Origin of the sequence: Salinimonas lutimaris (assembly GCF_005222225.1) — a bacterium.
Lineage (GTDB): Bacteria > Pseudomonadota > Gammaproteobacteria > Enterobacterales > Alteromonadaceae > Alteromonas > Alteromonas lutimaris.
Genome location: NZ_CP036536.1, coordinates 3,835,122 through 3,849,925 on the forward strand (window position 1 = coordinate 3,835,122; position 14,804 = coordinate 3,849,925).

Annotated in this window: 16 protein-coding genes; 4 read left to right on the top strand and 12 right to left on the bottom strand. The window is 50.4% G+C overall.

Annotated features, from left to right (window positions below):
* Nucleotides 1-26 precede the first annotated feature (26 nt).
* Nucleotides 27-881: a formyltetrahydrofolate deformylase gene (gene purU / locus EZV72_RS16935; protein WP_137168341.1), complete on the top strand. Its 855-nt coding sequence runs from the start codon at nucleotides 27-29 to the stop codon at nucleotides 879-881.
* Between the two features lie 73 nt (nucleotides 882-954).
* Here purU and EZV72_RS16940 read toward each other — a convergent pair whose 3' ends face one another.
* Nucleotides 955-1,476 (bottom strand): YgjV family protein, encoded by a 522-nt coding sequence (locus EZV72_RS16940; protein WP_137168342.1) that lies wholly within the window; start codon nucleotides 1,474-1,476, stop codon nucleotides 955-957.
* A 247-nt stretch (nucleotides 1,477-1,723) separates the two neighbouring features.
* Between EZV72_RS16940 and EZV72_RS16945 the strand changes: the two genes are divergently transcribed.
* Nucleotides 1,724-3,898, top strand: a complete 2,175-nt coding sequence (locus EZV72_RS16945; protein WP_137168343.1) for a M3 family metallopeptidase — start codon at nucleotides 1,724-1,726, stop codon at nucleotides 3,896-3,898.
* A gap of 283 nt (nucleotides 3,899-4,181) precedes the next feature.
* Nucleotides 4,182-6,101, top strand: coding sequence for a methyl-accepting chemotaxis protein (locus EZV72_RS16950; protein ID WP_137168344.1), 1,920 nt, complete (start codon nucleotides 4,182-4,184; stop codon nucleotides 6,099-6,101).
* Nucleotides 6,102-6,150: 49 nt separating this feature from the next.
* Here the strand turns inward: EZV72_RS16950 and EZV72_RS16955 are convergent, their stop codons facing one another.
* Nucleotides 6,151-6,993 (bottom strand): hypothetical protein, encoded by an 843-nt coding sequence (locus tag EZV72_RS16955; RefSeq protein WP_137168345.1) that lies wholly within the window; start codon nucleotides 6,991-6,993, stop codon nucleotides 6,151-6,153.
* 250 nt (nucleotides 6,994-7,243) lie between these two features.
* On the opposite strand from EZV72_RS16955, the gene EZV72_RS16960 reads away from it, so the two are divergent.
* A complete protein-coding gene (locus EZV72_RS16960; protein WP_137168346.1) occupies nucleotides 7,244-9,043 on the top strand; it encodes a cation:proton antiporter in 1,800 nt (599 codons plus the stop codon).
* A 316-nt stretch (nucleotides 9,044-9,359) separates the two neighbouring features.
* On the opposite strand, the gene EZV72_RS16965 is transcribed toward EZV72_RS16960, so the two are convergent.
* The 10 genes from EZV72_RS16965 to rplD form a co-directional block, all read right to left on the bottom strand.
* Nucleotides 9,360-10,667 carry a 3-deoxy-D-manno-octulosonic acid transferase gene (locus tag EZV72_RS16965; RefSeq protein WP_232364455.1) on the bottom strand — a complete coding sequence of 436 codons (1,308 nt, stop codon included), beginning with the start codon at nucleotides 10,665-10,667 and terminating at the stop codon, nucleotides 9,360-9,362.
* 169 nt (nucleotides 10,668-10,836) lie between these two features.
* Nucleotides 10,837-11,094: a 30S ribosomal protein S17 gene (gene rpsQ, locus EZV72_RS16970; protein WP_137168348.1), complete on the bottom strand. Its 258-nt coding sequence runs from the start codon at nucleotides 11,092-11,094 to the stop codon at nucleotides 10,837-10,839.
* Nucleotides 11,094-11,285, bottom strand: a complete 192-nt coding sequence (rpmC, locus tag EZV72_RS16975; RefSeq protein WP_137168349.1) for a 50S ribosomal protein L29 — start codon at nucleotides 11,283-11,285, stop codon at nucleotides 11,094-11,096. The genes rpsQ and rpmC overlap by 1 nt, the downstream gene beginning before the upstream one ends.
* The gene (gene rplP, locus EZV72_RS16980) at nucleotides 11,285-11,698 is read right to left on the bottom strand and encodes a 50S ribosomal protein L16 (RefSeq protein WP_137168350.1); all 414 of its coding nucleotides are present in this window, start codon (nucleotides 11,696-11,698) and stop codon (nucleotides 11,285-11,287) included. Before rplP ends, rpmC begins: the two co-directional genes overlap by 1 nt.
* 2 nt (nucleotides 11,699-11,700) lie before the next feature.
* Nucleotides 11,701-12,402: a 30S ribosomal protein S3 gene (rpsC, locus tag EZV72_RS16985; RefSeq protein WP_137168351.1), complete on the bottom strand. Its 702-nt coding sequence runs from the start codon at nucleotides 12,400-12,402 to the stop codon at nucleotides 11,701-11,703.
* Between the two features lie 9 nt (nucleotides 12,403-12,411).
* On the bottom strand, nucleotides 12,412-12,744 hold the full coding sequence (gene rplV, locus EZV72_RS16990) for a 50S ribosomal protein L22 (RefSeq protein WP_137168352.1): 333 nt from the start codon (nucleotides 12,742-12,744) through the stop codon (nucleotides 12,412-12,414).
* A gap of 11 nt (nucleotides 12,745-12,755) precedes the next feature.
* Complete coding sequence (gene rpsS / locus EZV72_RS16995; RefSeq protein ID WP_013785731.1) at nucleotides 12,756-13,031, bottom strand: 30S ribosomal protein S19; 276 nt, start codon at nucleotides 13,029-13,031, stop codon at nucleotides 12,756-12,758.
* 15 nt (nucleotides 13,032-13,046) lie between these two features.
* Nucleotides 13,047-13,871, bottom strand: a complete 825-nt coding sequence (rplB, locus tag EZV72_RS17000) for a 50S ribosomal protein L2 (RefSeq protein ID WP_137168353.1) — start codon at nucleotides 13,869-13,871, stop codon at nucleotides 13,047-13,049.
* Between the two features lie 14 nt (nucleotides 13,872-13,885).
* On the bottom strand, nucleotides 13,886-14,185 hold the full coding sequence (rplW, locus tag EZV72_RS17005) for a 50S ribosomal protein L23 (protein ID WP_137168354.1): 300 nt from the start codon (nucleotides 14,183-14,185) through the stop codon (nucleotides 13,886-13,888).
* Nucleotides 14,182-14,787, bottom strand: coding sequence for a 50S ribosomal protein L4 (gene rplD, locus EZV72_RS17010; protein ID WP_137168355.1), 606 nt, complete (start codon nucleotides 14,785-14,787; stop codon nucleotides 14,182-14,184). Before rplD ends, rplW begins: the two co-directional genes overlap by 4 nt.
* Between the last annotated feature and the right edge of the window lie 17 nt (nucleotides 14,788-14,804).

The window sequence follows — 14,804 nt, forward strand, 5'->3', positions numbered from 1 at the left end:
AAGCCTCACAGGAGTACACAAACCTTATGCAACAAACCTTCAGACTTGTTATCGACTGCCCTGATCAGATTGGCCTGGTTGCCCGTGTGTCACAGTTTCTTGCTGACCACAGCGCCACCATCGTCGAGGCAAATCATCATACCGACCTGCAAACCGGTCGCTTTTTCATGCGCCACGAAATTGGTGCTGATTCAATACAGCTGGATTACGACAGCTTCATCCGGGAATTTACCCCGCTGGCTAATGAGTTTCAGATGAACTGGAAGCTGACTGACTCCGGCCAGCAGCAGCGTGTAGCGCTACTGGGTAGCCTGGAATCACACTGTCTGATAGATCTGCTGCATCGCTGGCATACCGGCGAGCTGCACTGCGATATCCCGTGCATTATTTCTAATCACCCGCAAATGAAACAATTTGCCGACTGGTACAAGGTGCCATTTCACTGGGTTGATTTTAAAGGCCTGGGAAAAGAAGCCGCGTTTGCCCAAATTGAAACATTACTGGATGAGTACAAGATTGATCTGACCGTGCTGGCCAGATTCATGCAAATCATTCCTGATACCCTGTGTCGTAAGTTGGAAGGCCGCATGATCAATATTCATCATAGCTTTCTGCCATCATTTGCCGGCGCCCGGCCATATCAGCAGGCCTATGATCGCGGTGTTAAACTGATTGGTGCGACTTGTCACTATGTGACCAGTGATCTGGATGAAGGCCCGATCATTGAACAAAGCGTAAAGCGTATCAGTCACAGCGACAGTGCTCCGGATATGGTACGCAAAGGAAAAGATTGCGAAGTGACCGCGCTGGCCCACGGTGTGCGTTATCACCTGGAAGACCGGGTAATTATTCATCGCAATAAAACGGTGGTATTTGCCTGACGGCAAATCTGCAGATATACGCGGGGGAAACGCAGCCCCCGCTGTACTAAGCTGTGATTTCTATGCTTTACTTCTACACCGTGGCCGGGCGGGTACGCCGCTGTAAACGCGCCAGATAAAACGCATTAGTCAGGGCAAACAGGCTCTCGGTAGCCGCCACTCCCCAGCTGTGATTGACCAGGGCATACGAAGCAAAACACACCGACCCGGTGATCATACACAGCCGTAAGCCGGCTTCACGGCAATACAGCTCCCCAAACCGATATAAAATAAAGGTCATCACAGGCAGGATTTCCAGCCAGCTGGTTTTGCCAGTCTGAATATTGATATAGCCGATAAGCGATGTCATCAGCACAATAAACACGCCGGTCAGGCGCGGGTCCACCAGTTTATTGGTAATCAGCCGGTAGCTGGTACTCAGACCCGCCACACACATTACTAACACACCGGACCAGGCTTCCTGTAAAACCAGTGAGATAGAAATAGTAATACATAACCCCAGGTTTAAAAGGAGCACCTTGCGCTCAGTGTTTGACCAGAAAGACAGCACAGCTATCACTACCGGCAAACCATGCATAAACACATCAACTAGCATCTGCCTCTCCACTCAAATAAACATGCTCGTTCAAAAATCGCGCGGAGTGTAAACCCACGTCAGGCATGGGCTCAAGCAGTTTTTAGTTATTTTTTTGTGACATATTTTTGTTGCGATTAACGGTCAGATTTTTACGATTTATGACAGCCAGAATGGCCCTGATTTTGGTCGGCATATTTTACTTATGCTGGCGTTGCTCTAGTATGGCAAAAGTAAACAAAATGATAACGAACGACAGGAAGCACAGATGAAAAAATTTAACGTAACTCTGACCGCGGCAGCGGTGGTGTTCGGACTTAGTGCCTGCGCACCGCACAGCGAGACAACCAGCTCACCGGCGGCCAGTGTTGAGCAAGCCAGTTTTGACAATGCTCTGCTACAACAGTTTACCGGGCCGTATGGCGGCGTGCCGGCTTTTGACAAGATGCAACTTGCTGACCTTAAGCCGGCGCTGGAACAAGCCATGGCGCTGAATCTTAAAGAAATTGAGGCTATTGCGAGCAATCCGGCCGCGCCTACTTTTGAAAATACCATTGCTGCCATGGAACGTTCTGGCAGCGCTCTGGACCGGGTCTTCACTTACTATGGTATATGGAGCTCCAACAAATCGAGCCCGGAGTTTCGTGCCATTCAGGCCGAAATGTCACCTAAACTATCGGCTTTTTTCACCCGGATTACGCAAAACCGTCAGTTATTTGAGCGCATTAAGACGGTCTATGAAAGCGATGAGCTGGCTTCTCTTACCCCGGAACAACAACGTATAACCTGGCTTATCTACAATAACTTTGCACATAACGGCGCCACGCTGGATGGCGAGAAAAAACAGCGCTATGCCCAGATCAATCAGGAGCTGGCCAAACTGTATACCCAGTTTTCTACCAACGTGCTGGCCGACGAAGAAAATTATGTCACCTACATCGACAAATCCCAGTTAGGCGGACTGCCAGACGCCTTTATCAAGGCGTCAGCAGCCGCTGCCGAAGAACGTGGCCAGCCGGGCCAGTATGCTATTACCAATACCCGCTCATCCATGGACCCGTTTCTCACCTACTCCACCGACCGTGCGCTGCGCGAAAAAGTATGGCGTACCTATTACAACCGTGGTGACAACGGTGATGCCAGTGATAACAACGACATTATCAAACAGATTCTGATCCTGCGCGATGAGCGGGTTGAACTGCAGGGTTACGACAACTACGCGCAGTGGCGACTCGAAGACCGCATGGCAAAAAACCCGGATAACGCCATGGATTTGATGATGAAAGTGTGGCCGGCGGCCATTGCCCGGGTGGAAGAAGAAGTGGCTGATATGCAGGCCATTGCGGATAAAGACAATGCCGGTATTACCATTCAGCCGTGGGATTATCGCTTCTATGCTGAAAAAGTGCGTCAGGCCAAATACGACCTGGACTCCAATGAAGTAAAAGCCTATCTGCAACTGGATAAACTGCGTGAGGCCATGTTCTATGTAGCCGGTCGCTTATTCAACTTTGACTTCAGTCCGGTGGAAGCGGGCAAGGTACCGGTCTTCCATCCGGATGTAAAAGTGTGGGAAGTCACCGATAAAACCACCGGGGAGCACATTGGCTTGTGGTATCTGGACCCCTTCGCCCGTCAGGGTAAGCGCTCCGGCGCCTGGGCAACCACTTACCGTAGCTACACCACCTTTGATGGTAAAAAGACCGTGTTGTCGTCTAACAATTCTAACTTTGTCAAAGGCGCCAACGGCGAGCCAACTTTGCTGTCATGGGATGATGCAGAAACCTATTTCCACGAATTTGGTCATGCCCTGCACTTCTTATCCTCTGATGTAGCCTACCCCACCTCACACAGCGGCGTTCGCGACTACACTGAATTCCAGTCGCAGTTACTGGAGCGCTGGCTGACCACCGATGAGGTCATTGACAATTATCTGGTGCATTATAAAACCGGTGAGCCGATTCCATCTGAACTGGTGGCGAAAATCAAACGGGCGTCGACCTTTAACGAAGGCTTTAAGACTACCGAATATATGGCCTCAGCGATAATGGATCTGCTCTACCATACTACCGACCCGGACCAGATTGACCCGGACAGCTTTGAGCGTGAGCAGCTGGGCAGACTGGATATGCCTGAAGAAATCGTGATGCGTCATCGCAGTACTCAGTTTGGCCATGTCTTCTCTGGTGAGGGCTATGCCGCAGCCTACTATGGCTATATGTGGGCCGAAGTGCTGACCGCCGATGCCGCTGAAGCTTTTGAGCAGGCCCCGGGCGGTTATTATGATAAAGAACTGGCAGCTAAGCTGGTGCAGTACCTGTTCTCAGTACGCAACGCGATGGACCCGGCGCAAGCGTATCGCCAATTCCGAGGCCGTGACGCCAACGTTGAGGCCCTGATGCGCGACCGCGGCTTCCCGGTGCCGAAAAATAAACCACAGTAACACTGTTTTTAATTGCTTCACGCAGGCATGCTCATGCCTGCGTTTTATTCCCCTGTCATAAATTACATACTTATCCACGCTGCCGCCGCTGATATTTTCAGGGTATATTTGTCAGCCACACGGTTAGCGCTAAAACAATAAAAATAACCGCCGATAACCTGATTCCGGACCTGCCTGCTTCGGGAATATAAACGGATGTTTGTCGTCTTCTCGACACACCAGCTCAACATGATGCACACCTGCTTTTACGTCATGGTGCAATTGACACAGGGTTACAAAAATAATGAAATTCAGCGCGCTAAGTATCAAGCAAAAGCTTATTCTCATCTTACTGTTTGCAGTGCTCGCCTCAACCGCACTTATCAGTACCGTCAGTCAGTTTATCGCCCGGGATCTGCTGGCCGAGAACGTGGAACAGGGGCAGCTTCCCAGTCTGGTCAAACAATTAGGTAACCGGGTCGACAAAGAAGTCACCATGATGACCACCATGGCCCATGCCGTGGCGACCAACCCTGACATTCTGGAATGGTCAGCCGCTGGCGCCAGTAAAACCAAAGAGCCACAGATAGTTGCCTATATGGGTGAACTGGCACGCTTTAACGATCTGGCCGTGGTGTCGTTTGTCGATCGCAAAACCTACAATTACTGGAACCAGGACGGCTTTTTACGCACCCTGAAAAATGATCAGCTTGATGGCTGGTTTTTTGCCTATAAGGACAGTGGCGAAAATACCTCACTGAGTCTGTATAACGAGCCTGGCGTAGGTTACCGGTTATTTGCTAATTATCAGCAGCTTAACGGCCGGGGGATGTCCGGGGTGGCCAAATCGGTGGATGGACTGGTCAGTATTTTAAATGCCACCCGGATTGCCCGTACCGGCGATGTGTTTATGGTCGACAGCCAGGGCCGTGTTATTGCCCACAAAGATGCCAGTCTGGTGGGTCAGGTCAGCCTTAATGAGCTGACCGATGCCCGCATCAGCCGCACGCTGCTAGCCCAGAATGAATTTAATCTGGCGCGGTTGGAAGCCGACACTGGCACACGTCTTTATGCCAGCACCTATGTTGCCAGCGCCGGCTGGTATGTCATTGCTCAGGTGCCCGAGGCAGAATTGTTTCTTGCGCTCAACGAGGCCACCACCCAGACAGTGTTGTGGGCCGTCGGCATCGCCGCAATATTTGCCGTTCTGGGTGTGATTCTGGCCGGTACCATCACCCGTCCTATTGAGCAACTGGCCGATACCTTCCAGGCGCTGGGCAAAGGCAATGGCGATCTGACTACACGACTGGCCATTCCGGCGCAGCAGGAGATGCGCCGGCTGGTCAGTGGTTTTAACAATTTTATCAGCGCGCTGCATGACACCATGTCATCGGTCTCCGATACCAGTCAGCATCTGCGCAATTCAGCCGCTAATGTGGCCGGAAAGTCGCAGGAAACCGAGCATGCCAGTCAGATTCAACGCGACCGTACAATTCAGGTGGCAGCCGCGCTGACCGAATTGGGCAGTTCAGTGGCAGAAATAGCTCGTTCAGCGCAAACCGCTGCCGACAGCGCCAATACTTCGGCTAAAACCACGCAGCAGGGCCGTGAGTTAACCACCGAGGCGGTCGGCGCCATCAGTACGCTATCCACCCAGGTGACCAGTGTGGCCAATACCATAGAAGCGTTGGATGAGCACACCAGCGCCATCGGCGGTATTCTGGAAACTATTCGCAGCATTTCAGAACAAACCAACTTACTGGCTCTGAATGCGGCTATCGAAGCTGCCCGGGCCGGCGATCACGGACGGGGCTTTTCTGTGGTGGCGGATGAAGTGCGCACTCTGGCGCAGCGGGCCGCCAGTGCCACCGATGAGATTCAGCAGAAAATCGACAGCTTCAGAACCGACTCGCAGCAAGCAGTCTCGCAAATGCAGGCCAGCCGCGCCCAGACCGAGTCAGTGGTGGAAGCAGCCACGAATATTGATGTCTTGCTGGTACAGATAGCGGCCGATATAGAGCGTATCAATGATATGAACGCGCAGGTGGCCACCGCCACAGAACAGCAAAGCAGTGTGGTACACGAGATCAGTCAGAATATTAATGAAATCAGTGATACCAGCGAAGATAACCTGAATACAGCATCGCGCCTGGTGGATGTCAGCAGTGAACTGGACCAGCTGGCCAGCGAACTGGGTCAGCAGGTTGGCCGGTTTCGTTTGTAAACAGGTCAGCAGATGCCAGAGCGCAGGTTTTCGCGCTCTGGCAGGCGATTTAGCGGGAGATGGCCATTCTGGCCAGCTTGGCACTGTTAAGTGGTGACTTTTCCTGAGATACCCAGATTTCCTCTGGTCCATTTACACACACGCCTTCAACTTGTGCAAAATCCTCCAGCCTGGCCACACCGGTAAGCTGATAATCTTCAGAAATCGTCGCGACAAATGGCCGGAACAGGCCAATGGTACTGTTGTTATAACCGACTACCACAAACCGGTTGTTGTACGGGTCCCAGTCAGCACCGGTAATGATACCTGGTAGTCCGTCGATAAAAGTCACCGGCTCCAGCGCCTGATCTTCCTGATTCGGATCAACATGGTATACCCGCACTTTGCGACTGGCCCAGCTTTTGGAAAACAGAATCAGTTTGCGGTCGTGATACACCAGTGACTCAGCATCAAAGTCGTGGGCATAGGGTAGATTTATCGCCGGATCGTTATCTTTGTAGGTCAGTTTCAGGGTTTTAGCGATCTTGTAGGTAGCCTGAGATACCTTGCGTACCATGACATGGTCACGACGCCCATCGTTGTTACCCACATCCCCAATATAAAAATACTGATGGTCGGCGGTCACCGCTTCCCAGTCTTTATTTTTAAAGTCCAGCGGTTGCTCACCAATACTCTGCCCTTTACTGTTAATAGAAAACAGCACCGGGTCGTTACCCGAATCATTAATGGTCACAGCAATGCGCCCTGTGCACACCAGCCCGGAAGTTTCCTTCATCTTGTCGTTCAGCGTATGTTCTTCAACCAGCTTAATTGTCAGCGGCGGTTCGCCTGTTGCGCTGCACGCCGGTAACGCAGCCAGAATCCCGATCCATGCGCAGGCTAAAGCTCGCAAACTTAACCTTTTTTTTATTTTAATCATTGAAAAATTTTTGCCTACCATTAGTTAGCCAGACTATGTCCATTTACAGCCTGAGTTGTATGTACCACCAAGCTAGGTTAATACTAGGTTGTCCACACTCAGGTTCAGTACCGGACATACTATGTCATCCGTCTGCGTGCTTGCAAAGTACAAACAGATAACGAATAAAAAACTATCGTTCAGACACCGTGTTCTGTGACGACTTATTATAAGGGAACTGCTTTTGTCTGATCCGTTAATCAGCCTGGTTGCTGTAGGTCTGCTGTCTATTGCCTGTCAGTATCTGGCTTACAAGATTCGATTACCCGCTATTTTGCCCCTGTTGATTGTGGGCATTATTGTCGGACCGGTTATGGGCGTACTCAATGCCGATGATTTGTTTGGCGACTTACTGTTTCCGGTGGTGTCATTATCGGTCGCCATCATTTTATTTGAAGGCTCTCTGACCCTTAAATTCAGTGATATCCGCGGCCATGGCAACATGGTGCGAAATCTGTGCAGTATTGGGGTGGTGGTGACCTGGGCGGTAGCCACTGTGGCAGCCCACTATGCGCTGGATATTCCCTGGCAGCTGGCGTTTTTGTTTGGTGCCATCGTGACAGTGACCGGCCCAACCGTCATTGTGCCCATGATTCGCACCGTCAGACCACAAACCAATGTTGCCAATATTCTGCGCTGGGAAGGGATAATTATCGACCCGATTGGCGCCCTGCTGGCAGTACTGGTGTATGAATATATTGTGGCCTCCCAGGCCGAGGCTATCACCCACACCCTCATTACGTTTGGCAAAACCATTGGTATGGGCGTGTGCCTGGGTCTGGTCAGCGGCTATTTACTGGGTATCTGTTTACGTAAACAGTGGATTCCCCATTACCTGCAAAATACCGCAGTACTAACCCTGATTCTGGGGGTCTTTGCCGCCTCCAACTATGTGGCCCATGAGTCCGGGCTGCTGGCGGTCACCATTGTGGGTATGGTGCTGGCCAATATGAAAAATGTCGAGGTAGAAGACATCCTGGAGTTTAAGGAAACACTCAGTGTCTTGCTTATCTCCGGATTATTCATCCTGCTGGCCAGCCGGCTAAATCTAAGCTCAGTGACCGATCTGGGTTTCGGCGTACTGTGGATACTTCTGGCTATCATGTTTGTGGCACGTCCTCTGTCAGTGGCGTTTTCCTCTATCGGCACCGGTCTGAACTGGCGTGAGCTGGCACTTATTAGCTGGATTGCGCCCCGGGGTATTGTTGCCGCTGCGGTGTCAGCGCTATTTTCGCTGAAACTGGAAGAGATTGGCTATGAAGGCGCCGGTGTTATTGTACCAATAGTCTTTCTGGTCATTATCACAACGGTAGTGCTGCAAAGCCTGACCGCCAAGCCGGTGGCTCAGCTATTGCAAATGCGCGCGCCGCCGCCTAATGGGTTTTTAATTTTTGGTGGCAGCAAGTTCAACCGCTTGCTGGCCATTGAGATGCAGAATCAGAAAATTCCGGTGGTCATTGCCGATACCAACTGGGATGCCATTCGTGAAGCCCGGATGAAAGATATCCCCGTGTATTTTGGTAACCCGGCGTCTGACCATGCTGCCCGGCACATGGAGCTGGAGCGGATTGGCACTGTTCTCATCATGTCACCTTATAAACAGCTTAACCCATTAATTGCCTATCACTTTGAATACACCATGGGCAAAGACAAAGTATGGGGGCTGACCAATAACGAGCAGGCAACCCGCCCCAGCCACCAAGTGGGACAGCACTATGCCCAGCGCATGACGCTGTTTGATGAAGGTGTCACCTATGGCTATCTGGCGTCGTCTATCGCCCATGGAGCGACGATTAAAACCACCCGGATTACCGAAGAGTTCAGTTACGAAAAGTATCTGGAGACCTATGGTGGCCGGGTTACACCGCTGATTGCACTGGATAAAGCCAGTAAGCCTCATGTGATTCTGTATGGTAAGGAGATTACACCGGTGCCTGGATGGCGCCTGATTAGCCTGATAAGGCCGGAAGATGAGCCGGTCTGAACCGGTCAACCCATAAAAAACTATACCCTGCCGATATCGGCAGGGCATAGCCTCCCTGGAATAACGTGTAATTAAGCACCCTGCGACAGAGGGTATTATTATTGGTGTTTTACTATAATCACACTGTCGCTTTATATAGAGCAAGCACCAGACCAACTTGCAGAACACTTTAAAATCAGCAAGTTAGCATTTTTACCAGTAGATTCCCAAAATCGACTTCCTTGCTTTGGTGCAAAACACCAGTGCAGCCGCACCATGGCGGGGTTTACTTTTCCAGCAAGCCTTTGTTTCTTAACATTTTATTTACCATAGCCAATTACTTAGCCCGATGAATACCCAGCTTGATGCACGCCAGTGTCGCGGTCAGTGCGCCACGATTGGATTCCAGTACCGCCTTGCCACTTGCACCGGCCTGCCGGGCAGATTCCGGATGGCTAAGCCATTGTTTACAGCAGCTGGCAATCTCAGCGGCTGACGCAGTGATGGTGAGTGCGCCATGCGCTTTCAAATACTGGCAAATAACGGGGTTATTGAACGTATGCGGTCCCATCATAATAGGCACTGCAACAGCCGCAGGCTCCAGCGCATTATGCCCGCCACGTTGTGCAACAGACCCGCCGACAAAGGCAAAATCTGCTACCTGATAGGCATCATTCAGCTTACCCATTTCGTTAAGCAGCACCACCTGACAATCGGCAGGCACGCTGGTTGTATCGGCTGACCGGCACCAGGTAAATGCAGAGTCCTGTAACAGCCGGGCCACCTGCTCAAACCGCTCAGGATGTCTGGGAACCAGAATCAACAGGGTATCAGGATATTTGCGGTGGATATCTGCCAGTGCATCCAGCAACACCTGCTCTTCCGGATCATGGGTACTACCGCCAACCAGTACAGGGCGGGTACGGCTGGCCAGCTGCATAAAATCAGCCGCTGTGCTGATACTGGCAGCCTGGTCAAATTTGATATTATTGGTCAGGGTCAGGCGATCGGTGTGCATGCCCAGTTGCAGATAATTACGATAGTCACGCTCTCCTTGTGCACACACATGAGACAGCTTTTTTAGCATAGGAGAAAATAGCAAACTGACTTTGTTATAGCGTCTGGCTGAGCGGTCAGTCAGCCGGCCATTGATAACAAATGCCGGAATATGACGACGCCAGCAGGCATGAATCATATTTGGCCACAGTTCCACCTCGGTCACGACCACCGCTTTGGGTTTCACCCGGCGCAGCATGCAGGCCATGATAATGTGCAAATCATACGGCAGATAAAAATGATGAACGGCGTCACCAAAAATAGCCTTTACCCGGGCAGAGCCGGTAGCCGTGGTGGTGGTAATTGACACCGGTGTATCAGGCTCCTGTTGCATGATTTGCTTAATCAGCGCAGAAGCGGCCACCACCTCTCCCACTGAAACACAATGAAACAGATAGCCATGGGGTTGGGGACGTCGCATCAGACCCAGGCGCTCCAGCGGTCGGCGTCCGGGTGACTTGACCCGCCATGCACCACGCATCATCAAAATAATAAATGCCACTGGTGCAAGCAGTACCAGCAAAAAAGAATAAATCCAGCGAACGCTGTTCTCTGACAAGGTCGGGCGATACGGTTTGGTGTGCTTCACAGGTTCCCCATTTTCAGTCATCACCTGGCAAAAAAGTACAGGCTTGGTCGATAGGTATTGTAATGGCGTAACGCTGATCGTCCAGTGCTAATACTGGTCGGGATTATCTGACAGGCAATAAAAAAGCCGCTCCAAAGAGCGGCTTTCAATTTCGTGCAAAAGCTTGCGATTAAACGCCGGCTTTTTCTACAACGTTTACCAACATCCAAGTCTTAGACTTAGACAGTGGACGACATTCGCGAACTGTCACGATATCGCCTTGGTTGGCTACATTGCTTTCGTCGTGAGCGTGCAGCTTAGTAGAACGACGGATAAACTTCCCATAGATAGGGTGCTTAACATAGCGATCTACAACAACTGTGATGGTTTTATCCATCTTGTTGCTAACCACACGACCTTGTACTGTACGAATATTTTGCTCAGTCATTACGCATCAGCCTTTTGAGTCAGAATGGTTTTAACACGCGCGATGGTACGACGCACTTTTTTCAACTGGTCGGTTTTTTCAAGCTGACCGGTTGTGTGCTGCATACGCAGGTTGAACTGTTCGCGCAGCAGATTCAAAAGCTCTGCATTCAGCTCTTCTACGCTTTTTTCTTTCAGTTCAGTCGCTTTCATTACATCACCGTCCGAGTTACAAAGGTTGTTTTAAATGGCAGTTTAGCAGCTGCCAATTCAAACGCCTCGCGTGCAAGAGCTTCTGGAACACCTTCCATCTCGTACAATACACGGCCAGGTTGAATCTGGCATACCCAGTACTCAACGTTACCTTTACCTTTACCTTGACGAACTTCAAGAGGCTTTTCGGTAATTGGCTTGTCAGGGAAAACCCGAATCCAGATTTTACCTTGACGCTTAACGTGACGAGTCATAGCACGACGCGCGGCTTCGATTTGACGCGCAGTCATACGACCACGGCCAGTTGCTTTCAGGCCATATGTACCGAAGCTTACTTTGCTACCAGCAACAGCAAGACCACGGTTACGACCTTTATGCTGTTTACGAAATTTCGTACGCTTAGGTTGTAACATGATTAGCCCTCTCGCTTAGCGCTGCGGCCTTTCTTCTTAGGCTGTGCAGGAGCTGGCTCCTGGTTTGTAGGCAGACCGCCCAAAACTTCACCTTTGAAGATCCATACTTTAACGCCGATGATACCGTAGGTAGTAGACGCTTCAGACGTCGCATAATCGATGTCTGCACGGAAAGTGTGTAGTGGTACACGACCTTCACGATACCATTCTGTACGTGCAATCTCTGCACCGCCCAGACGGCCGCTAACTTCTACTTTGATACCTTTAGCACCAAGACGCATCGCGTTTTGTACCGCACGCTTCATGGCGCGACGGAACATAACACGGCGCTCAAGCTGGCTAGAGATGCTATCAGCAACTAACTGACCATCCAGCTCCGGCTTACGTACTTCCGCAATGTTGATCTGAGCAGGCACACCGGCCAGCTTAGATACATAGTTGCGCAGCTTTTCAACGTCTTCACCTTTCTTACCGATAACAACACCAGGACGAGCTGTGTGAATAGTCACACGGATGCTCTTCGCTGGACGTTCGATAACAATGCGTGAAAGTGAAGCGTTTTTCAGTTTCTTAGTCAGGTATTGACGTACCTGATGATCGTTATACAGGTTGTCTGCATAGTCTGCAGTATTAGCGTACCAGGTAGAAGTCCATGGTTTGCTGATACCCAGGCGTATACCTGTAGGATGTACCTTCTGTCCCATAATCTACTCCTAGTTATCCGCTACAACTACAGTGATGTGGCTGCTACGCTTAAAGATACGATCAGCACGGCCTTTGGCGCGTGGCTTAATACGTTTCATAGTAGGACCTTCGTCAACGAAGATCTTAGCTACGCGTAGCTCATCAATGTCAGCACCTTCGTTATGCTCTGCGTTAGCAATAGCAGACTCCAGTACTTTCTTAACCAGTGCAGCGCTTTTCTTCGGGCTGTACGTCAGAAGCTCAAGGGCTTTCTCAACGTGCATACCGCGAACTTGATCCGCAACCAAGCGTGCTTTTTGAGCCGACGTGCGGGCAAAACGGTGTTTAGCTAATGCTTCCATCTTCCTACCCCTTAACGTTTGCTTTTCTTATCCGCGACATGGCCGCGGTAAGTACGCGTTGGCGCAAATTCGCCCAACTTGTGGCCGACCATTTCGTCACTAATAATGACAGGTACATGTTGGCGACCGTTATGGACCGCAATGGTCAACCCAATCATATCTGGGATGATCATAGAACGACGAGACCAAGTTTTGATTGGTTTACGTTCGTTCTTTTCCACTGCAGCCTCTACCTTCTTCAGCAAGTGAAGGTCAATAAAAGGACCTTTCTTGAGAGAACGTGGCATGGTGAATCCTCGCTATTACTTGTTACGACGACGTACGATAAGCTTATCAGTACGCTTGTTGCTTCGGGTCTTCTTACCTTTAGTAGGAGTACCCCAAGGTGATACTGGGTGACGGCCGCCAGATGTACGTCCTTCACCACCACCGTGTGGGTGGTCAACCGGGTTCATGGCAACACCACGAACGGTAGGACGAACACCACGCCAGCGGGTTGCACCTGCTTTACCCAGTGAACGTAGCATATGCTCTGCATTACCAACTTCACCGATAGTGGCGCGGCAATCAGACAATACTTTACGCATTTCGCCAGAACGCAGACGAAGAGTAACGTAGTTACCTTCACGAGCCAGGATCTGAGCGTATGCACCAGCAGAACGTGCAATCTGTGCACCTTTGCCAGGCTTCATTTCGATAGCGTGTACAACGGTACCTACTGGCATGTTGCGCATAGGCATAGCATTACCAGCTTTGATTGGCGATTGTGTACCAGACTGTAGTTCGTAGCCTGCTTTAACGCCTTTAGGTGCCAGAATGTAACGACGCTCACCATCTGCATACAGTACCAGAGCAATGTTTGCAGAACGGTTAGGATCGTATTCCAAACGCTCAACTTTGGCTGGAATGCCATCTTTGTTGCGTTTGAAGTCAATCAGACGATAGTGATGCTTATGACCACCACCAACGTGACGTACAGTGATACGACCGTTGTTGTTACGACCGCCATTCTTGCTGTTCTTTTCCAGCAGAGGTGCGTAAGGCGCACCCTTGTGCAGGTCGTGGTTAATTACCTTAACAACGTGACGACGACCGGCAGAAGTTGGCTTAGCTTTCATTAATGGCATTTCTAATCCCCTTCTTACTCAGCGCCACCGACAAAGTCGATGTCCTGACCTTCTTTAAGCGATACGTACGCTTTTTTCCAGTCGCTGCGTTTGCCGAAAGACATACCGTGACGCTTAGTCTTACCTTTAACGTTCACAGTGCGAACACCTTCAACTTCAACTTCAAACAGCTTTTCAACAGCTGCTTTAACTTCAGCTTTAGTTGCGTCTTTCGCTACCTTAAATACAACTGTGTTGCCCGCTTCAGCAGCCATAGTAGACTTTTCTGAAACGTGAGGTGCTACTAGCACCTTCAGTAGACGTTCTTCATTCATGCTAACGCCTCCTCAAGTTGTTTAACTGCATCAGCAGTGATTAGCACTTTTTCAAATGCAATCAGGCTTACCGGATCAATACCAGCAACATCACGAACGTCAACTTTGTACAGGTTACGCGCTGCCAGGAATAGATTTTCTTCTACTTCTGAAGTCACGATCAGTACATCGTTTAACTCAAGTTCATTCAGTTTGCCAACCAGAGCTTTTGTCTTAGGTGTATCTACACCGAACTTCTCAACCACAACCAGACGGTCTTGGCGAATCAGTTCAGACAGGATGCTCTTGATCGCACCGCGGTACATCTTCTTGTTAACTTTTTGCTCGTGATCGCGAGGCTTAGCTGCGAAAGCACGACCACCGCCAACCCAGATAGGGCTACGGATTGTACCGGCACGTGCACGGCCAGTACCTTTTTGACGCCATGGCTTCTTACCGCCACCACGTACTTCAGCGCGAGTCTTCTGCGCTTTAGTACCCTGACGAGCACCTGCACCGTAAGCTACAACGACCTGGTGTACCAGGGCTTCGTTGAATTCACGTCCAAAGGTCGCTTCGGATACTTCAAGAGCGCTTTGCGCATCTTTCAATGTTAATTCCATCAGTTCACTCCCCAGAC

What these genes read in the sequence shown, in the direction of transcription:
- purU (WP_137168341.1), top strand. Translation starts at nt 27, where the DNA reads ATGCAACAAACCTTCAGACTTGTTATCGACTGCCCTGATCAGATTGGC.
- EZV72_RS16940 (WP_137168342.1), bottom strand. Translation starts at nt 1,476, where the DNA reads ATGCTAGTTGATGTGTTTATGCATGGTTTGCCGGTAGTGATAGCTGTG.
- EZV72_RS16945 (WP_137168343.1), top strand. Translation starts at nt 1,724, where the DNA reads ATGAAAAAATTTAACGTAACTCTGACCGCGGCAGCGGTGGTGTTCGGA.
- EZV72_RS16950 (WP_137168344.1), top strand. Translation starts at nt 4,182, where the DNA reads ATGAAATTCAGCGCGCTAAGTATCAAGCAAAAGCTTATTCTCATCTTA.
- rpsQ (WP_137168348.1), bottom strand. Translation starts at nt 11,094, where the DNA reads ATGACTGAGCAAAATATTCGTACAGTACAAGGTCGTGTGGTTAGCAAC.
- rpmC (WP_137168349.1), bottom strand. Translation starts at nt 11,285, where the DNA reads ATGAAAGCGACTGAACTGAAAGAAAAAAGCGTAGAAGAGCTGAATGCA.
- rplP (WP_137168350.1), bottom strand. Translation starts at nt 11,698, where the DNA reads ATGTTACAACCTAAGCGTACGAAATTTCGTAAACAGCATAAAGGTCGT.
- rpsC (WP_137168351.1), bottom strand. Translation starts at nt 12,402, where the DNA reads ATGGGACAGAAGGTACATCCTACAGGTATACGCCTGGGTATCAGCAAA.
- rplV (WP_137168352.1), bottom strand. Translation starts at nt 12,744, where the DNA reads ATGGAAGCATTAGCTAAACACCGTTTTGCCCGCACGTCGGCTCAAAAA.
- rpsS (WP_013785731.1), bottom strand. Translation starts at nt 13,031, where the DNA reads ATGCCACGTTCTCTCAAGAAAGGTCCTTTTATTGACCTTCACTTGCTG.
- rplB (WP_137168353.1), bottom strand. Translation starts at nt 13,871, where the DNA reads ATGCCATTAATGAAAGCTAAGCCAACTTCTGCCGGTCGTCGTCACGTT.
- rplW (WP_137168354.1), bottom strand. Translation starts at nt 14,185, where the DNA reads ATGAATGAAGAACGTCTACTGAAGGTGCTAGTAGCACCTCACGTTTCA.
- rplD (WP_137168355.1), bottom strand. Translation starts at nt 14,787, where the DNA reads ATGGAATTAACATTGAAAGATGCGCAAAGCGCTCTTGAAGTATCCGAA.